We start from the raw sequence: 19109 nt of genomic DNA, 5'->3' as shown, positions 1-19109 counted from the left end.
TTCTCCTATAAATGTGATTATACTGATACAGCAACCTTATTAGTACTTGAGTCTTTTTTTATTTCTTCTTTATTTTCAAAATCAACAAAGAATGTTTTATACCATACGAGAAATACATATACTGTCCAGACATAACGTGTACGATTGGTTTTGCCATAGTAATGTTCATCAAGATATCTGACAAGTTCATCGGTATGGAAAAAGGTTGAAGCCATTTCAGATCTAAATAGATCTTTTACTTTGTTATAATACTTTTCCTGTTTTAACCAATCTCTAAGTGGTACAGGGAATCCAACTTTTGGTCGGTTCGCCCATTCGTTTGGCAAGACTTCTTCTGCAGCTTTACGAAATACATATTTGGTTTTTTCTTCGTTTACTTTTAATTTTGAAGGTATCCTTGAAGCCATCTCCATTACTTTTCTATCTAAAAACGGTACACGAAGTTCGATTGAATGTGCAGCGCTCATCTTGTCAGCTTTTAAAAGAATATCATTAGGTAACCAATGCTTCAGGTCAACATATTGCATTTTTGTAACGTTATCTTTGCCTTGAACTTTATCATATGATTGATGAACAACTTCTTCTGGCATTGGAGCATTTTTAAACTTATCATGTAGAACTTTCAAAGCATCTTCTTCCTCAAAAATTTTTGCTTGACCGATAAATTCCTCTTCTATTTTTTTGCCTCCCTTGACTAGAAATCTTGTGATTTGATTCGTAGGTATTTTTCGAGTTAGCGTGGAAACAAATCGCCGAATAAAAAATGGTATTTTCTTATACTTGCGCATCGTGCTTGAAGTATTATACCAGTCGTATCCACCAAATATTTCATCGGCTCCTTCTCCTGATAAAAGAACCGTCGCATGTTTGCTAGCCAATTCTGATAGGAAGTAAAGTGGTACAGATGATAAATTTGCATGTGGTTCATCCATATGGTATTGAATGGTAGGAATAACATCGAAAAATTCATCAGCACTAACAATTTTTTTATGATTTTCAATCCCTAAAATAGTTGATAATTCTTCTGCCAAATTCGTTTCATTGAAAATTCCTTCATAATCTTGAAATCCAACTGAAAAAGTCTTGTCAGGTTTTAGTAGTGCCGCAATATAGCTTGAATCAACACCACCTGATAAGAATGCACCCACCTTAACATCGCTAATTTTATGGTAGTTAACTGATTCCTCCATTGATTTCTGAATTTGATTTACATAATAATTTAGACTGTTATCCACTTCTTCAAAATCTACGTCCCAATAAGGCTTTATTTCCAATTCACCCTTTTTATATACCATGTAATGTCCGGGTTTCAGTTTATAAACGCCTTGAAAAAAAGTTTCGTTAAGAGAGGAGTGCTGGAATGTCAAATAGGGTTTTAAAGCTTTTTCATTCAGTTCTTTATTAAAAACTGGATTTTTTAAAAATGATTTAATTTCCGAACCAAAGATTAAGGAATTGTTGTGTGTGTTTTGTGTGTAATATAATGGTTTTATCCCAAAGAAATCTCTAGCAAGAAACATGATTTCTTTACTTTTGTCCCATATTGAGAATGCAAACATTCCCCTTAATTTGTTAACAAGATTAACTCCGTATTCTTCGTAACCATGGATAATAACTTCACTATCACTATGGTTTCTAAATATATGCCCCTTGGCTATAAGGTCATCCTTTAATTCGTGATAGTTATATATCTCTCCATTGAATACTAGAACAATAGACTCGTCCTCATTAAACATAGGTTGACTTGCATCAGTTGAGAGATCTATTATTTGTAACCTTCTAAACCCAAGTGTTATATGATCATCAGAATAATAACCTTCACTATCTGGGCCACGATGTTCAATTGCGTTCATCATTTCTTTTATTACTGCTGTTTTATCAAATTTTGTTTCATTATTTATAAATCCAACGATACCGCACATGCACAAGTCTCCTATGAATAAAGTTATATTGTTGATAAAGAAAAATATTTGATTTCTACTATTTCCTTTATCCGATTAATTACAGCAAATTATAATTAATAGATTTGCATTTTTCATAGAGAAAATGTGACATATATGTGAACAAATTAACTATGAAGTACTGAATTAAGGTAATCTGTTACAAAAGATTAACAATTGTTAAATATATATTACATACTGCAATCCTCACACTTTCTGCAATAATTAATCCTAGACTTACTAATATCATGGTATGAGAAAAGTAGAATTAGAGAAATTACACAATTTGATGACACAAATTGGATTAGAGTACGACTAAACATGCCTGGAATATGCAATAAAGATTGCAAGTTTAGTTTGAAATGTATGGGTTGACAATTGTTTTCAGGAGGATAATAGAATGCTACATTTCATCGATCTGAATTAAAAAACGAGAGAATAAGAGATAAGAACCTTGAATTAAATTGGACATGTCATCAATATCATCCGAATCAAAAATACAATAAATATCGAAAATTCATCCAGGTACCTAAATTGAAGTTAACGCAATATATGAAAGTAGGAAATGAAATGAAAAGAATAACCCTGATTATGGCAGTTGTAATTTTGGCTAGTACCTTTTTTTCCCCAAAAGTACTCGCTTGGTCAGACAAGGCTGCACCATCAGTAACAAGTGAAGCCGCTATTATGATTGATGCAGATACTGGTTCGATACTTTTTGAAAAAAAAGCTAATGAATCAATGTATCCTGCTAGTCTAACTAAAATTGCCACAGCTATCTACGCAATCGAAACAGGTAATCTAAGTGATATGGTAACGATAAGCAAAAGAGCTAGAAATATAGAAGGAACTAGAGTTTATCTAGTTGAAGGAGAACAGATTACATTAAAAAATTTAATTCAAGGGCTTTTAATCAACTCGGGTAATGATGCAGGAGTGGCAATTGCTGAACATTTAAGCGGTAATGTAGAGAAGTTTTCATCTGACATTAATAGTTATTTACAGAACGTAATTGGTGTTAAGAATACAAATTTTACGAATCCCCACGGTCTTTTTGATCCTAATCATGTATCAACCGCTGAGGATTTAGCGAGAATAACACAATACGCAATTAAAAATGAGGTGTTCCAAGAAATTTTCGGTAAAACTAAGCTAGATTGGGATGGTGAAACGTGGGACACTACACTTTATACACACCATAAATTAATGAGAGAAATGCCCTATAAAGGGGTAACGGGTGGTAAAACTGGCTATGTCGACCAATCAGGGTTTACTTTAGCTACAACAGCGAAACGAAATGAATTAGAATTGATTGTAATTACTCTAGACAGTAATATGCAATCTGAGGCGTACACAGACACAAAAACCCTTTTAGACTATGGATTTGAGTATTATAGACACTCCACTGTTCCTAAGGGGGAAATCTTCACCATCTATAATGAGAAATATAAGACACCTAAAGCGTTAACCTATACGCATCTATCTAGGGAGGGAGTACATAAAGAGATAGATGCCCAGGGGGTACTAAAAATTATTAATCAAAATGGGACTGTAATCAATTCATTTCAATTAAAAAGTATTAAAAAACAAAGAAATGAAAACGAACTGTATACAGGGGTTTCAAATAAAAATTCTAACCATACATTGGTGTCTTCGGGTAGTTTTATTGTTATTTCAATTTTGACTTTGTGTTTAGTTTGTGTATATTACCGTAAACATAAAAATACAACTTAATTTAATTTTCTATAAAAAGCTGGTATTTCACAAAACATACTAGCTTTTTTCTGGTTACGAGGATATTTCTAACGTTCCTACCATACCGGATTCAGCATGCCCGGGGATGGTACACGTATATTTAAAAACACCAGAAGTTAAAGGAACAAACGAGATTCGTTGTTTTTCCCCTGGTTCGGCATGAACATGGATAATACTTGGCTTGTGGTGATTATGTGAACTTGACGATTCGACCTGTTCCACATTTAATCCAGTTATTTCGAGGTCATGTTCCACATTTCCAATATTCTCTAACACAATTGTTATTTTTTCTCCTGCGGTAAATTCCAGTTCATTAGGCGAGAAAGAAAATTCATCCGCCTGAATGGCGAGGACCTTGTTATTTATTTGATGCTGTGAGTGAGAATCACTACTTTGAGAAGTTGAACTAGGAATAAGTGGTCCTAACAAATTGTATCCACTAACAAAAAGTATAAATAAACAAATTATTATAGTAGGATGCGTTACAAGTGATTTTTTCTTGTTCAACAATTCCTGATTCATCATTTGGAATAAGATGAATGACAAACCTACAAATAATAAAAACATAATTCTGATGATTGAGTCCTGATAGTCTGGTGCAATCATCTCTCCAAGCATTGCCCCCATCATTCCCCCCATCATACCTGATAGTGCACCATCCAAGACAGCCATTAAACTTACAGGCAGCCCTAATAAAAATCCCACACTTACACCAACAATCATCCCAAGGATTGTTGAATAAAACAAATTCCCTGCCAACAATATACCTAGAATTACACCTGTAGTTAGCCCAACCATCATACCGAGAGACATTGCTATCATCATTCCCGTCATACAAGGAATTCTCTTACGATACTTTATCGTTTTACCTAAGGCGGTTGCAGTCAATATGAACATAAGAATAAACGTTACTGATAAAGCTAGTGTCATAATTATTCGCTCCTAACAACTTGTCTTGTTAAATTTATATGAGAACATTTCAACTATCATTCATCAAGGGTGATAATAAGCCTTAGGTCTTAGTCAAAGATATGGCTCAGGATCATTATGAAAACCGTTGTTTCTCGGTATGATGGATTCAAGATAAAAGAAAGGAGGCGGAATGAATGAAAAAATTCATGTTGTTCGTCGGAGGATTGATCGCTTTATTAGTGCTACTGTCAATGCTTGGGCCAATGGTATTTCTAGCAGTAAGTGTTTGGTTACTGTATGTAATATTTAAGCAATTTGTTAAAAGTGAATCAACTATAGGTAAAATCGGTTGGGTTGTAGCAGGTCTAATCGTTCTAGGTATCGCTTTTTCCAACATATACGCTGTAATCGGAGTTGCTGCTGCATTAGCGCTATACCTAATCGTTAAAAACTGGAATAGTGAAAAAGTCGAAGGGACACAAACAATAAAAGAAGAAGATGACCCATTCAAAAATTTTGAAAGACAATGGGCAGAATTAAATAATTAACAAAGAGGAGCGATTATAATGACAAACGTTTTTACACGAATAAAGGATTCTGTATCTGCCGATTTACACAATATGCTGGATCAAAAAGAGCAGAAAAATCCAATTGCTGCATTAAATCAGTATTTGCGTCAAAGTGAACTAGAGAAAGAAAAAGTAAGAAAGCTAGTAGAACGCCAGTATCGATTACGGGACGAGTTTACTAGGGAGTACCATAAAGCACAAGACTTTGCCGATAAACGATTAAAACAGGCAAACATTGCAGAAAAAGCTGGGGAAGATGATTTACGTGAATTTGCGATGAGAGAGCACGAGGAATATCAAGCAAGAGCAAATCGCTTAAAGGCATCACATGAAGAAGCTGTTGAACAGCTCGAAACACTAGAGCGTAAATATGAAGAAATGAAGTATAAGCTAAAGGACATGCATTTACGTCGAATGGAGTTAATGGGTCGGGAGAATATAGCGAAGGCGAATCACCAAATAAGTCGTGTGATTGACCATTCATCGGATAAACCATTTGCTCGTTTCGCAGAGATGGAGCAGTACATTTCTGACTTAGAATTCAAAGTAAACAGTTCCTACTATCGAAATACATTCGACAGTAAAATTGAAAAGCTTGAAAATGAATTAAAAGAAAAAGAAGAAGTAAAAGCCGAGTAAGTTGTATTATTCTTCTTTTGATTAGAAAAGCGGAAGCGCCCTGTAGCGGCGTACAAATAGATAGGCAGGTGAAAAGTAGGGTGCTCTTTCCCTACGTTCATCCTGACTAACTATTTGTTGGGCGCTGGAGCTAGACATTCTTTTTAGAAAAACTCGGCATGCGCCACGTCCTTAATAGCGAATGCCGAAGTTTTTCTTATAAGGTCTACCATAACTTATACTTTGTGACGTTACAAAAAATGATATACTTAATAGACGCAGTACGCTGCGTCTCTTTATACTGATGAGGAGTATGCATGTTAAGAATATCAGTATACGGGCAGCTAAGTTTTTGTCATTAATAGTTACCGATAAGCCTAGTTTTCTAACATAGCCAAAGGGGGTCATCTTCATGTTCCAACGACTAACAACTGATACATTTAACTGGATATTAATTATTGGAGTGATCCTCTTTATTATAGAATTCGCTTTCTTCGGTGGAGGAATGATTATAACTGCAGTATTCTGCGGTCTGTTAATTTATGTTGGCTGGAAAAAGTTTTATCGACTATGGGGAAAGATTTTTTTCTGGACCGGAATAATCGCTCTTGTATTTTCCGTATTTAATATGATAGCAGTACGGTTTTTTATTATAGCTGGGATAATCCTATTTATTGTGAATTATTCAAAGTCCAAGAAAGAAGCACAGCATATTCAACCGACCATCCATATGGATGCCGGTCAAGAGGATATGATGGAAACAAAACCATTATTTGACCAAAAGCTTTTTGGTGATCAAGAAACAGCTGAACACGCTTATCAATGGAACGATATTAATATACATGGTTTTTTCGGCGATCGAGTTATTGACTTAAGTAATACTGTACTACCTGATGACACAGCTGTCATTTCGATACGACATGTAATTGGGAACATAGAAGTATATGTTCCGTATGAGGTTGAGGTAAGTATTCATCACAGTTCAGTTGTTGGGCGTGCACATATTTTTGGTAAACATCATACGCGATTAATGAATCAGTCGTTGCAGTACCGTACGGAAAAATATGATACTACTTATCCAAGAGTCAAGATTATGACCTCAGTGATATCTGGTGACATTGAGGTGAAGCGGATATGAATATTGTTATTCGCCATGTTTTCACTGCTGTTTTCTTTAGTATTATGGTTACGGTTATAGGAATTGGCATAACGTTCATTACCTTTCCCTTAGAAAATTGGTCACGTATTCTTGAACAAGAAATAATAGATTTACCATATATGTTGTTAATTATGTTGGTTCCAACATCAGCAGGCATTGTGATTGGTATCATTACTGGTCTATATTGGCGTCAACGATTACATCGTATTGATCGCCAGTTACATGAACTGGTAAAAGGGCAAAAACTCACTATTGACGGTGAATCATATAAGGAACTTCAACCGATTCAAGAACGAATAATTGAAGTACAAGAGAAATTCAGAACTCAAGCGGAGCAATCGCAAAGACTTGTAACAGAACGAGCTAACGAACGAGAGAAAAGCTTACAAGAAGTAGTTTTACAAGAAAGAAATCGATTGGCAAGAGAGTTACACGATTCCGTGAGTCAACAATTATTTGCTGCTTCCATGATGATGTCTGCTATTAATGAAGAACAAGCTACTGATCAGCAAACAACGAAAAAACAATTACGATTGGTAGAAAAAATGATCCACCAATCACAGTTAGAAATGCGTGCTTTGTTACTACATTTACGACCAGTAGCATTAAAAGGAAAGTCCCTCCAAGAAGGCGCAAAAGAAATATTGCTTGAACTTAGACAGAAGGTCCCTATGGAAATTTCATGGAATATGGAGGAATTTTCCGTTGAAAAAGGGATCGAGGATCAGTTGTTTCGAATTTTACAAGAATCAATTTCTAATACGTTACGGCATGCAAAAGCATCAACGCTTGAGGTCCTATTGATCGAACGAGATGATACAGTGATCTTGCGGATTGTTGATGATGGTGAGGGTTTTGATGTAGGTCAAGTACGTGCGAGCTCTTATGGGTTACAAAATATGAATGAACGTGCAAGCGAGGTTGGCGGAATTTTTAAGATTATTAGCTTACCAAATGAAGGGACTCGTGTAGAAGTGAAAATTCCTCGATTGAGAAATGAAGGTGGAACTAGTGATTAAGGTATTATTTGCAGATGACCATGAAATGGTTCGAATTGGTGTTTCAGCTTACCTATCCGCACAAGCTGATATTGAAGTGGTTGCCGAAGCCGACGATGGAGCGGAAGCAGTTGAAAAATCTTTGGCGTTAAAACCAGATATCATCTTAATGGACCTAGTAATGAAGGAAATGGACGGTATTGAAGCAACAAAACAAATAATAGAGAAGTGGCCGCAAGCAAAGGTCATTATTGTTACAAGTTTTCTTGATGATGAAAAGGTTTATCCAGCACTTGAAGCGGGTGCAACGAGTTATATGTTAAAAACATCGAAAGCGAGCGAAATAGCAAAGGCGATTCGAGCAACGTATGAAGGACAGTCGATTTTAGAGCCAGAAGTTACAGGAAAAATCATGTCACGTATGCGATCGAAAGAAGTTGATGACTTACATGATCATTTAACAGAAAGAGAGATGGAAGTTCTTCTTTTGGTTGCAAAAGGAAAAACAAATCAAGAAATTGCTGATCTATTATTTATTGCTTTGAAAACAGTGAAGGTCCACGTTAGTAACATTTTAGGGAAACTTGAGGTACAAGATCGAACACAAGCTGTTATTTACGCCTTCCAACATGATTTAGTTTAAAAAGTGCAAGCTATCGAGGCTTGTGCTTTTTTATGTGTAAGAATGTATGATTGCGATTTGCGTGCAGCATGGAAATGGCAGCTAGCGGACACACGATCCCTTATTTGTGAAAAATGAGGCTAAATGCAGTTGTTATCGGACTCAGGATTCCTTATTCGAGTAAAAACAGTTTAAAATCATGGTTTTTAGCTGCATAAGGCATCGTGTGGAGCTCTGTCAAGAAAGTGGACACCAAAATATCAAATAACGGAATTTTTTAAATGACTTTATCCAAATGAACAGATCATTCTTCACTTTTCAAAGCATAGATGATGCCGTGGTAGCGTCAAGCCCAAACCACTTGATCCTGCCACTTTATCATCTTCTTGGCAGCTAAGTGAAGAAGGGATCGTTCTGTCTGTCCTAGAATCGTTTTAAGCAACATTTGGTGCATATCGCTTGGCATACTGTGCTGGAGATACATATCCAAGGGCACTGTGAATTCGTTTTCGATTGTAGAAAAACTCCAAATACCGATAGATCTCCAAGTACGCCTCTTTCTTTGTTTGAAATCGTCCGCCTTGTATTAATTCTTTTTTAAGAAGGCTGAAAAAGGATTCTTTACAAGCGTTGTCGTAACAGTTTCCAGTACGACTCATACTTGCCACCACACCGTATTTATCTAACATGCTTCGATAGTCGTTTGATGCATATTGTGTTCCACGATCAGAATGATGAATCAACCCATCTTTAGGTTTTCTTGCTTCGTAAGCATCCTTTAATGCACCAATTACCAGTTTTGCTTCCATATGTCCTGCTAATCTCCAACCTACGATTTCACGTGTACAGAGATCAATAATGCTAGCCAAGTATAACCGTCCTTCTCAGCAAGGAATATAGGTGATATCAGCCGCCCATACCTGATTTGGTGCTTTCGCCATAAACTGTTGATTCACTATATTAGGTGCGATAGGGTGGTTATGGTTCGAATTAGTTGTGTTTACTTTATATTTTTTCGAAACACAGGAGCGTATCTTTAGTTCGTTCATATATTTACCGACAGTACGTTCCGATATCTTGAACCCTTCTCGCACCAATAAATGCGTAATCTTTGGACTTCCATATCTTTTTCCGGAATCATGGAAATGAAACAGGATCCGCTGCTTAACCTTTTCCTTACGAAGTTCCTGTTCACTTGGCTTATGGTTTCTCCACTTGTAATAACCGCTCCGAGTGACTTTAAATACCGTACACATCTTCACTATAGAAAACGTAGAGCGATTATTTTCAATAAATTCAAATCTCACTGATTTGGGTTGCTGAAGATGTGCACCGCCTTTTTTACAATAGCCAATTCTTCCTCTGTATCCTTGTTTTTACGTTTCTGTTCATTCAGTTCCCGTTCCTTTTCCTTTAGCTGGTTTTCTAGCTCTCGAACACGCTCGGAACTTGCGACTGGTTCATTCTCAAATTCTCTATATTTCGCAATCCATTCATGTAGCGTGCTTAATGGAATATCCAAATCAGCCGCAATCTCTGTTACCGTTTTTTTCTGTTCCTGTACAAATTTAACCGCTTGACGTTTAAACTCTTCGTTGTACCTTTTACGTAACTCACCCAAGGAAACCCCTCCTAGTTATTAACATTATACCCTTTCCTCCTTTCCGTTAAAGGGGTGTCCACTTATTATTCTAGTTGCAGTGTGTCCGTTAATCCTCAAAATAAAGGTGAAAAAGCTTAATAAGGCACCCTCAGTCCGATACCGAGCAGTGTCCTTGAGTTAATATACAGTTGAAGGAAACTTAGAACTAATGAAAATTCGTGATCAGTGTTCCATAGCCGTTCCGAAAATACACTTTGCTTTCCGCGGGCTCGCGATGAGCCTCCTCGTGAGAAAATCACTCACTGCGGGGTCTCATCGTCTTCGCTTTTTCCGCAGGAGTCAAAGTGTATTTTCTCCACTGGAGTTGTGTTCGATAACTATTATTTCTTTTATGGGACGCTTAAAAATATTAATTTTTTTCTGCTATTTTGGCAGTTGATTGAAGCGGAGGGCAGTCGACTCCTGCGGGAACAGCGCGAGCTGAAGACCCCGCAGAGTGGTAATAGTGAAGGCCGACTAAAACCGTCCTTTGCGGACAACGTCGGCATACCCCTTGCCGGGGCAAGGAGGCTGAAGCCGTGCCCGCAGAAAGCGACTGCCCGCAGCGGAAATAAACGTTGCTTTTAGAATAGACATAAATTTCCTTTAGTTCGCAGTTTACGCATATTGTTAAAAACAACAATCTTTTAAAAACAGCCTTTATTTAAAAATAAATTTTTTTGAAAATTATAGTTGCATTTTTGGTTTTTATTGCATAAACTGTATTATAACAAAATGTAAATAATTAAAACTGTTATATATAAGGAGGGTGAACTGATGAGTAAAGTTATTTGCACAGAGTGTGGTAAGCGAATCAAAACGAGTTTAATTCTTCAGTGTGAGCATTGTTTATCAAAGGTAGAAGAGTAAATTTTTTTGTTTAAAGTGTATTATAACAATCGATAATTATTTAAATTGTAATATAACAATGGAGGGGACTTATGGTTACATCGAATAAATCGATTCAAGTAAACGGAAATACAAATGGTAAATTTTCTATCATTCTATCAGAGCCAGCACTACAATTTTTGGAAAAACTACATCATCGTTTTAACGATAGGAGAAAAAGCTTACTGCAAATGAGATTACATCTCCAGGAAAAATTAAACGCAGGCAAGAGACTAGATTTTTTGACAGAAACAAAAAATGTCCGTCATGGAAATTGGGTGATAGCGACATTACCAGAAGATTTGCGTGATCGACGTGTAGAGATCACTGGACCAGTTGATCGGAAAATGATCATCAACGCACTAAATTCTGGTGCTAAAACATTTATGGCCGATTTTGAAGATGCGACGTCACCAACTTGGGAAAATGTTATGAATGGTCAACAAAACCTATACGACGTTATTCGAAGAAAAGTTGATTTCATAAATGAAGAAGGTAAAGAATACAAACTGAATGAAAAAACGGCTGTGTTAATCGTACGTCCACGTGGACTTCATTTAACAGAGAACCATATTACTGTAAATGGAACAGTGATGTCTGCAAGTTTAGTAGATTTCGGTTTGTATTTTTTTCATAATGCACGTGAACTTTTAAAGCGCGGATCAGGTCCCTATCTTTATTTACCTAAGCTTGAAAATCATCTAGAAGCACGTTTTTGGAATGACGTTTTTCTGTTTGCTCAAGAAGAGCTTGGAATACCAACGGGGTCTATTAAAGCAACGGTCTTAATAGAAACAATATCTGCTGCGTTTGAAATGGATGAAATATTGTATGAGCTTCGCGATCATTCAGCAGGATTAAATTGTGGTCGCTGGGATTATATTTTTAGCTTTATTAAAAAGTTCCAACGAGATCCAGACGTTATCCTTCCAGATCGTGTAACGGTGACAATGGAAGCTCATTTTATGCGATCCTATTCATTGCTCGCAGTTCAAACATGTCATAAACGGGGTGCTCCAGCAATTGGTGGAATGGCAGCGCAAATTCCAGTCAAAGGGGATGATGAAGCAAACAAAAGTGCGTTTGCAAAAGTTAAAAAAGATAAAGAACGAGAAGTGAGAGATGGTCACGATGGCACATGGGTTGCCCATCCAGGAATGGTGGAGTTGGTACTTGATATTTTCAACAAAGAAATGCCTACTGAAAACCAGATTACGAGAAAACTAGAAGATGTTCAGATAACACAGAAAGACTTGTTAACATTACCTGAAGGCAACATATCGGAGAAAGGATTACGTACGAATATTCGGGTAGGGATTCACTATCTGACAGCTTGGTTACAGGGAAGGGGTGCAGTTCCAATAGATAACTTAATGGAGGATGCAGCGACTGCTGAAATATCCCGTGCACAAGTATGGCAATGGATCCGCCATCCAAAAGGAGTGCTTGATGATGGTCGAGCGATAACGAGACAATTAGTTGATCAATTACAAGCAGAAGAGCTAAAGCGGTTACGTGAAACAGGGATTTTTGATACAAAAAGTCTTGCCGAAGCAGCGGGGATTTTTGAACAGCTTGTAAAAAGTGAACGGTTTACCGAGTTTTTAACGATTCCGGCATATGAAAAATTAATTCAAGGGGGATATGAAAAATGAACAGTAAACGTGTAAAACAACTAACAGAGCAATGGAATTTGGAGGATCGTTGGGTTGGTGTTAAACGACCATATTCAGCTGAGAAGGTAATTCGTTTAAGAGGATCTATCGATATCGAATATACGTTAGCTAGCCGTGGTGCAAAAAAACTTTGGACGCTTATCACAACCGAGGATTATGTAAATGCCCTCGGTGCATTAACAGGTAATCAGGCTGTTCAACAAGTAAAGGCTGGTCTGAAGGCAATTTACTTAAGCGGTTGGCAGGTTGCGGCCGATGCTAACTTGGCAGGGCACATGTATCCCGATCAAAGCTTGTATCCAGTTAATAGTGTTCCCCAAGTAGTTAAACGGATTAACCAGGCTTTGCAACGGGCTGATCAAATACATTTTGCGGAAGGAGATAATAATAAAACTGACTGGTTCGCTCCGATTGTAGCTGATGCGGAAGCCGGGTTTGGTGGTCAGTTAAATGTATTTGAATTAATGAAGTCAATGATTGAAGCAGGAGCAGCAGCTGTACATTTTGAAGATCAACTATCTTCTGAGAAAAAATGTGGTCACCTTGGCGGGAAAGTTTTGCTACCAACACAAACAGCCGTGAGGAATTTAATTGCAGCACGTTTTGCCGCCGATGTGATGGGCACACCAACTATTTTGATTGCTCGAACTGACGCCAATGCGGCCGACTTGATTACGAGTGATTTCGACCCTCAAGACAACGAATTTATTACTGGTGAGCGCACACCTGAAGGATTTTATAAGACAAGAGCGGGAATCGATCAAGCAATTGCCCGTGGTTTAGCGTATGCGCCGTATGCTGATTTGATTTGGTGTGAAACGTCAGAACCAAACTTACAAGAAGCGAAAGAATTTGCTGAGGCAATACATGAAAAGTTTCCTGGGAAGTTACTTGCCTATAACTGTTCACCGTCGTTTAATTGGAAAAGTAAATTATCAGATGAAGAAATTGCATCCTTCCAACAAGAATTGGGCAACATGGGATACAAGTTTCAGTTTGTCACCCTTGCAGGATTCCATGCGTTAAATCATAGTATGTTTGAGTTGGCAAGGAAATATAAAGAAGATGGAATGGCTGCTTATTCAGAGTTACAGCAAGCCGAATTTACTAGTGAACAATATGGTTATAGTGCAACAAGACACCAACGCGAAGTTGGCACTGGATATTTTGACGAAGTGGCACAGGTTATATCAGGGGGAACATCATCAACTGTAGCACTAAAAGGGTCTACAGAAGCTGCACAATTTTCACGTTAAGGGCGAACGAACTAGGCAAAAGGATTAGATATTAACCTTTTGTCTAGTATCTTTACGTGTTAGGAATGGAGAAATTGGGTAAAAGAAGATATATAAAACAATAGAGAGTTTGAGACCATGATTACAATTTTTGCAAAAAATGAGCAAGAACAGCAGGTAAGGCAAATTTCATTACAAGAACTAAAACAAGGTACATATGATTGGTATTGGGCTGATTTTGAATCGCCAACTGAACAGGAAACAAGGCTATTGGAAACGTATTTTAACTTTCATCCATTGGCGGTTGAAGACTGTATGCACGATTTACAACGACCGAAGCTTGACTATTATGAGGATCATACGTTTTTTGTAATCCATTCACTGAACGAACAAACGTTGATGAAAAATGAAATTGATCTTTTTATCAGGGATAATTGTATTGTTACTTACCACAAAGCACAATTAAAAGTAATTGAATCGATGAAAAGCCTGATGCACAGAAAAAATAGTCAAGAAACACTGGATGAGTACCATATTTTCTATCAATTGTTAGATTATGTTGTCGATAACTATTTTCCAATTGTATATAAAATTGAGGATCACATTAACGAAATAGAGGATAATACCAAGCGATTGTCGATGGAGGAGTTACTAGAACAGTTATTCGATCGAAGAAGTGAACTCCTTACGATGAGACAGACAGTACATCCAATGCGGGACTTATTATATAGGATTATGAACTCGCATCATTTAGATGGAGTAAATGACAGGAAAGAATATTTTGCTGATATTCACGATCATTTGATAAAGGTAGCGGATATTATTGCTTCCAACCGTGAATTGACTCAAGACATACGAGATAGTTATTTATCCCTAAACGCCCACCAGACCAATCGAACCATGCAAGTTTTGACAGTAATTTCCGTCATTTTTATGCCGTTGACATTTATCGTTGGGATTTATGGCATGAACTTTACATTTATGCCAGAGCTTGACGAAAAATATAGTTATTTTATCGTTTGGGCTGTTATGATCAGTATTTCAATTGGGATGATTATTTGGTTTCGTAAAAAAGGCTGGTTTGATTAAGGATAGGACTCTTTCGGTAGTTATTTAGTTTTTTTACCTTTGTACTTTAAGTAACAACAAAAAGCGATCACAGAGACAAATCTGTGGTCGTTTTTTGCTTTTTCGCTTCTGTTTCATTTACAAATTATGTCATATATAAGAGGATTTCATCGTAAATTGAAATATAATTGTAATATTGTTATTACATTCATGTCATTTTTGGATGATATACTACTAATTGCCTAAGAAAATAATAATAGATTACATACTATTAAAAGAACACCTTTACATAATTAGATAGACAGAGAGAAAATAATCATATAGGTGTAAATAGGGGAAGCGAGGAATTAGAATTGAAGAAATCATTAGTGACTTTAACTACTGTTGCAGTAGTTGGGTTGGGGAGCATGTTCGTCAATAACACCGTCCAAGCAGAAACCACGGCTGATTTAAAAGATAGACAGTCAGAAATACATAGTGAGCGTTCAGCCATTAAAGCAAATCTATCAGAAGCTGAAGCAAAAATTGCCGATGTAATGATAGAGTTAGAAGATCTTAACAAAAAGATTGAGCAAGTTAATCAAGCTTTAAAAGAAAACCAAGCAAAAATGGATGAAACAAAAGACAAGATTAAAGATACAAAAGAACAAGTTCAAGCCTTAGAAAAGGAAATTCAAAAGCTTGAAGATGAAATTGAAGCACGATATAAAATTTTAAAAGATCGTATTGTATCCTATCAACAAAGTGGTGGAAACATTGGATATATGGATGTAATTTTTGGTTCAAATAGTTTTGGTGAATTCATTAGCCGCGTGTCAGCAGTAAATAAAATTACCAATTCTGACAAAGAGCTAATGGAAGAGCAAGAAAAAGCGAAAAAAGAAGTAGTAGAAAAGCAAGATAAAGTGAAAGAGAAACTTTCAGATCTAGAAGATATGAAGCTAGAGTTAGAACATATGCAGTCCACTATTTTAGAACAAAAGAAACAAAACGAAGCAGATAAAAAGGAACTAAAGCAAAAACAAGAAAAGCTACAGAAAATGAAGGAAGAATTGGAAGCAAAAGATGGTAATTTAGCTGCTTTAGAAGCAGAAATTAGTCAACGAATTGCTGCTACACGTATTAATAGTGAACGTTCATCAGCAGGTTCTGGATCTTCTTCAAATGGTAGTTCAAATTTATCTACATTAAGTAGTGAAAGTAGTGCTCTTCCTCCAGCTCCAGGCGGTGGCGTTTCAACTGCTATGACTGCAGGGTATAAGTACATCGGAAACTCTGTTTATGTATTCGGTGGTGGACGTAGTGCTTACGATATTCGCAACGGTAGATTTGATTGTTCTGGATTTATTGCATGGGCATTTAGACAAGGTGGAATTTCGTTACCGGCAAGTACTTCACAGTTGCAATATGTTGGGAAACAAGTTTCATATAGCAACATTCAACCAGGGGACTTAGTATTCTTTAATACGTATAAGACCAATGGTCACGTTGGAATCTATCTTGGAGGCGGTAACTTCATAGGCTCACAGAGTTCAACAGGAGTTGCAATTGCTAATATGACTAGCGGATACTGGGCTAATCACTTCGCAGGACATGTACGTCGCGTACGCTAATAAATATTCAAAAGGTCTATCCATTTCGGATAGACCTTTTTTTGGCAGGTAAGAAAGTATAAAACCTTTCTTACTGCATAAGTGCAACTAAGGCTTTGCGATAAGCCAAGTTTTCTAATATATAATTATCTACCCACCTTGCTTACAAAAAGTAAAAAAGTTTCATTTAGTAAGTATATAATGTATAATTGTTCTTGGATTTTCAACTAGGTTAAACAGAAAAGGAGCTATTTTCAGTATGTCTATAATTAAAGAGTTTCGAACTGCGTCACACGATATTGATCCAATTTACTTACAAAGATGGTCGCCAAGGTCATTTCTAGATAAAGAAGTACCTGATAATGTTCTTCATCGTATTTTTGAGGCAGCACGTTGGGCGCCTTCTGCTGCTAACATGCAACCATGGCATTTCGTAGTCGCAAAAAATCAGGAAGATCGTGAGAAATTTTTATCATTTATCTTTGAAAACAATGTAGCATGGTGTAAAAAAGCACCTATTTTGATTGCAATTACATCGAAAATGGATTCAGAAAGATTTGGTGACAATGTTACACATGCATTTGATACTGGAGCTGCTTGGGGATATTTAGCACTTGAAGCGACCCGACAAGGTTTAATCACACATGGTATGGGTGGATTTGATCGAGATAAAGCAAGACAGGTGCTGCAAATTCCTGATAACTATGCAATTCAAGCAATTATTGCAGTTGGTTATATGGGTGAAAAAGAAACACTTGAAGAAAAGTTTCGCGATCGTGAAAAGCCTTCAAATCGAAAAGAAGTCAATGAATTCATTTCTGAAGGAACGTTTACAAAATAAAATAATCGTACGAGAGGAGTATCTTTTCAAAGATGCTCTTTTTTTAAAAGCAAAGAAAGTATAAACGAAAAGCTGTCTAGCTCCAGCGCCCAGCAACTATCAAACTTCACACTCCTCCACTGCGATAAGTCAACATCGGTTCGTCCCTCACCGTGTTTCCTTTATCTCATTTCGGGGTGCTCCAGTTTGTACGTTGCTAAACGGGCGCTTGCGCTTTTCTAAGGTATAAATTATGGTGAACCTTATAAGAAAAACTTCGGCATTTGCTATTAAGGACAAGACGAATGCCGAAGTTTTTTATTGTGCTGAAAGTGTTCTTGTGCTAATATTCTAATCTTATAGAATTAGAGAAAAGAGGAACAATAATGACTCCAAAGAACCGTGTAATAGCTATAGCATTATTAACTGCCATCGCCATAACTGGGGATGCGATGCTCTTAATAGTTTTACCTATTTATTGGGAAGATTTTGGTTTATCTGCACTTTGGCAAGTTGGGGTATTACTTTCGATAAACCGTTTTATACGTTTACCAATTAATCCGATGGTAGGACTTTTTTATAAACGATTTCAACTTCGCACAGGGTTAGTTATTGCGCTTATTTTTGCAGTTATTTCTACTTTTTCTTACGGTGTATTTCAGTCGTTTTGGGTTTTATTTATCATGCGTGCAGTATGGGGTATTGCATGGTCATTGCTTAGATTAGGTGGCTTTCTTACGATTATTGAAGTTAGCTCTGAAAAAGAGAGAGGCAGTTTTGTTGGAACCTATAATGGATTATGGGGGCTAGGTGGACTGATAGGTATGCTAGCTGGGGGCTTTTTAATCGATCAAACATCTATTTTCTTTGTTACAACACTTTTTGCACTAATTGGGCTTATTGGTTTTCCACTAATAATCCGATTTGTTCCAGTTATTCCAAAGCAAGATGCTAATACGGTTCATCGGGCCAAAACAAAACTTACATATACCTTTTCTACGTACATATGGATGATTCTAATTACCGGTTTTACAATGGGCTTTATCATATTTGGTTTATTTGCTACAACGTTAAGCACATTAATCGAGCGAGTTTATATGAATGAATGGGAATGGCAAAATGTTGTGATAGGAGCTGCGACCATAGCAGGTATTGTTCAAGCAATACGTTGGGCGTGGGATCCATTTTTGGCACCTATTGTTGGAAGAAAGCTAGACACGTTAGCCGTTAAAACACATATGCTTTTATTACCATTAATTGGAGGAACAGTCCTCTTCGTTATTTTTACAAGTACACAATCAGTTGCGCTATTATTATTTTTTTTAATCGTATTTCAATTCCTTTCTACTATATTCGTAACTACAGTGGATACGTTAGCAACGAACGCTTCCAGTGGTGAAGCATCCGTTAAAATCATCACAGCACACACTATTGTAGTTGATGTTGGCGCCGCGCTTGGCCCATTATTGTCATTCTTGTTAATCCAATACTTCGGATTTAATGCAGTCTATTTCTTTGCAAGTATGTTATTTGCTACATTGGCAATTATGTGGCTTTTTTTCACTCGGGTTAGAAAATAGGCTTATCGCCAAGCTTTAATGGCGAAAGCTTACTT

At 36.8% G+C, this 19109-nt stretch carries 17 protein-coding genes and 1 pseudogene; 13 read left to right on the top strand and 5 right to left on the bottom strand.

What is annotated here, in order from left to right; genetic code table 11:
* Positions 1-17 precede the first annotated feature (17 nt).
* Complete coding sequence (gene asnB, locus ACY9Z2_RS06880; RefSeq protein WP_463608882.1) at positions 18-1922, bottom strand: asparagine synthase (glutamine-hydrolyzing); 1905 nt, start codon at positions 1920-1922, stop codon at positions 18-20.
* Positions 1923-2492: 570 nt separating this feature from the next.
* Between asnB and ACY9Z2_RS06875 the strand changes: the two genes are divergently transcribed.
* Positions 2493-3674, top strand: a complete 1182-nt coding sequence (locus tag ACY9Z2_RS06875; RefSeq protein WP_463608881.1) for a D-alanyl-D-alanine carboxypeptidase family protein — start codon at positions 2493-2495, stop codon at positions 3672-3674.
* Positions 3675-3728: 54 nt separating this feature from the next.
* Here ACY9Z2_RS06875 and ACY9Z2_RS06870 read toward each other — a convergent pair whose 3' ends face one another.
* The gene (locus ACY9Z2_RS06870) at positions 3729-4625 is read right to left on the bottom strand and encodes a cupredoxin domain-containing protein (RefSeq protein ID WP_463608880.1); all 897 of its coding nucleotides are present in this window, start codon (positions 4623-4625) and stop codon (positions 3729-3731) included.
* 176 nt (positions 4626-4801) lie between these two features.
* Here ACY9Z2_RS06870 and ACY9Z2_RS06865 point away from each other — a divergent pair, with 176 nt between their 5' ends.
* The 5 genes from ACY9Z2_RS06865 (at position 4802) to ACY9Z2_RS06845 (ending at position 8594) form a co-directional block, all read left to right on the top strand.
* On the top strand, positions 4802-5155 hold the full coding sequence (locus ACY9Z2_RS06865; RefSeq protein WP_463608879.1) for a lmo0954 family membrane protein: 354 nt from the start codon (positions 4802-4804) through the stop codon (positions 5153-5155).
* A gap of 18 nt (positions 5156-5173) precedes the next feature.
* On the top strand, positions 5174-5815 hold the full coding sequence (locus ACY9Z2_RS06860) for a PspA/IM30 family protein (protein ID WP_463608878.1): 642 nt from the start codon (positions 5174-5176) through the stop codon (positions 5813-5815).
* A gap of 391 nt (positions 5816-6206) precedes the next feature.
* Positions 6207-6932, top strand: coding sequence for a cell wall-active antibiotics response protein LiaF (gene liaF / locus ACY9Z2_RS06855; protein WP_463608877.1), 726 nt, complete (start codon positions 6207-6209; stop codon positions 6930-6932).
* Positions 6929-7972: a sensor histidine kinase gene (locus ACY9Z2_RS06850; RefSeq protein WP_463608876.1), complete on the top strand. Its 1044-nt coding sequence runs from the start codon at positions 6929-6931 to the stop codon at positions 7970-7972. The genes liaF and ACY9Z2_RS06850 overlap by 4 nt, the downstream gene beginning before the upstream one ends.
* Positions 7965-8594 carry a response regulator transcription factor gene (locus ACY9Z2_RS06845; protein ID WP_463608875.1) on the top strand — a complete coding sequence of 210 codons (630 nt, stop codon included), beginning with the start codon at positions 7965-7967 and terminating at the stop codon, positions 8592-8594. The genes ACY9Z2_RS06850 and ACY9Z2_RS06845 overlap by 8 nt, the downstream gene beginning before the upstream one ends.
* 413 nt (positions 8595-9007) lie before the next feature.
* Here the strand turns inward: ACY9Z2_RS06845 and ACY9Z2_RS06840 are convergent.
* The 3 genes and pseudogenes from ACY9Z2_RS06840 to ACY9Z2_RS06830 form a co-directional block, all read right to left on the bottom strand.
* A pseudogene (locus ACY9Z2_RS06840) lies at positions 9008-9445 on the bottom strand (IS3 family transposase); the annotation flags it as partial.
* 12 nt (positions 9446-9457) lie between these two features.
* On the bottom strand, positions 9458-9880 hold the full coding sequence (locus ACY9Z2_RS06835; protein WP_463608874.1) for an IS3 family transposase: 423 nt from the start codon (positions 9878-9880) through the stop codon (positions 9458-9460).
* Entirely contained in the window at positions 9877-10194 is a 318-nt protein-coding gene (locus tag ACY9Z2_RS06830; RefSeq protein WP_463608873.1) for a transposase, read from the bottom strand. Before ACY9Z2_RS06830 ends, ACY9Z2_RS06835 begins: the two co-directional genes overlap by 4 nt.
* A 348-nt stretch (positions 10195-10542) precedes the next feature.
* On the opposite strand from ACY9Z2_RS06830, the gene ACY9Z2_RS06825 reads away from it, so the two are divergent.
* From ACY9Z2_RS06825 to ACY9Z2_RS06795, 7 genes are all read left to right on the top strand, one after another.
* A complete protein-coding gene (locus tag ACY9Z2_RS06825) occupies positions 10543-10803 on the top strand; it encodes a hypothetical protein (protein WP_463608872.1) in 261 nt (86 codons plus the stop codon).
* Between the two features lie 353 nt (positions 10804-11156).
* Positions 11157-12758, top strand: a complete 1602-nt coding sequence (gene aceB / locus ACY9Z2_RS06820; RefSeq protein ID WP_463608871.1) for a malate synthase A — start codon at positions 11157-11159, stop codon at positions 12756-12758.
* Complete coding sequence (aceA, locus tag ACY9Z2_RS06815) at positions 12755-14035, top strand: isocitrate lyase (protein WP_463608870.1); 1281 nt, start codon at positions 12755-12757, stop codon at positions 14033-14035. The genes aceB and aceA overlap by 4 nt, the downstream gene beginning before the upstream one ends.
* Before the next feature lie 117 nt (positions 14036-14152).
* Positions 14153-15103: a magnesium/cobalt transporter CorA gene (gene corA, locus ACY9Z2_RS06810; protein ID WP_463608869.1), complete on the top strand. Its 951-nt coding sequence runs from the start codon at positions 14153-14155 to the stop codon at positions 15101-15103.
* A gap of 332 nt (positions 15104-15435) precedes the next feature.
* Positions 15436-16695 (top strand): coiled-coil domain-containing protein, encoded by a 1260-nt coding sequence (locus ACY9Z2_RS06805; protein WP_463608868.1) that lies wholly within the window; start codon positions 15436-15438, stop codon positions 16693-16695.
* Between the two features lie 238 nt (positions 16696-16933).
* Positions 16934-17515, top strand: coding sequence for a nitroreductase family protein (locus tag ACY9Z2_RS06800; protein WP_463608867.1), 582 nt, complete (start codon positions 16934-16936; stop codon positions 17513-17515).
* A 365-nt stretch (positions 17516-17880) separates the two neighbouring features.
* Positions 17881-19074, top strand: coding sequence for an MFS transporter (locus ACY9Z2_RS06795; RefSeq protein ID WP_463608866.1), 1194 nt, complete (start codon positions 17881-17883; stop codon positions 19072-19074).
* Positions 19075-19109 lie beyond the last annotated feature (35 nt).

The organism is Virgibacillus sp. GM2-2 (assembly GCF_055329585.1).
Note: the sequence above shows the minus strand (reverse complement) of the source record. Positions and strands in the feature narration are given on the sequence as shown.

What these genes read in the sequence shown, in the direction of transcription:
- ACY9Z2_RS06870 (WP_463608880.1), bottom strand. Translation starts at nt 4,625, where the DNA reads ATGACACTAGCTTTATCAGTAACGTTTATTCTTATGTTCATATTGACT.
- aceA (WP_463608870.1), top strand. Translation starts at nt 12,755, where the DNA reads ATGAACAGTAAACGTGTAAAACAACTAACAGAGCAATGGAATTTGGAG.
- ACY9Z2_RS06850 (WP_463608876.1), top strand. Translation starts at nt 6,929, where the DNA reads ATGAATATTGTTATTCGCCATGTTTTCACTGCTGTTTTCTTTAGTATT.
- asnB (WP_463608882.1), bottom strand. Translation starts at nt 1,922, where the DNA reads ATGTGCGGTATCGTTGGATTTATAAATAATGAAACAAAATTTGATAAA.
- aceB (WP_463608871.1), top strand. Translation starts at nt 11,157, where the DNA reads ATGGTTACATCGAATAAATCGATTCAAGTAAACGGAAATACAAATGGT.
- ACY9Z2_RS06860 (WP_463608878.1), top strand. Translation starts at nt 5,174, where the DNA reads ATGACAAACGTTTTTACACGAATAAAGGATTCTGTATCTGCCGATTTA.
- ACY9Z2_RS06800 (WP_463608867.1), top strand. Translation starts at nt 16,934, where the DNA reads ATGTCTATAATTAAAGAGTTTCGAACTGCGTCACACGATATTGATCCA.
- liaF (WP_463608877.1), top strand. Translation starts at nt 6,207, where the DNA reads ATGTTCCAACGACTAACAACTGATACATTTAACTGGATATTAATTATT.
- ACY9Z2_RS06865 (WP_463608879.1), top strand. Translation starts at nt 4,802, where the DNA reads ATGAAAAAATTCATGTTGTTCGTCGGAGGATTGATCGCTTTATTAGTG.
- ACY9Z2_RS06875 (WP_463608881.1), top strand. Translation starts at nt 2,493, where the DNA reads ATGAAAGTAGGAAATGAAATGAAAAGAATAACCCTGATTATGGCAGTT.
- ACY9Z2_RS06795 (WP_463608866.1), top strand. Translation starts at nt 17,881, where the DNA reads ATGACTCCAAAGAACCGTGTAATAGCTATAGCATTATTAACTGCCATC.
- corA (WP_463608869.1), top strand. Translation starts at nt 14,153, where the DNA reads ATGATTACAATTTTTGCAAAAAATGAGCAAGAACAGCAGGTAAGGCAA.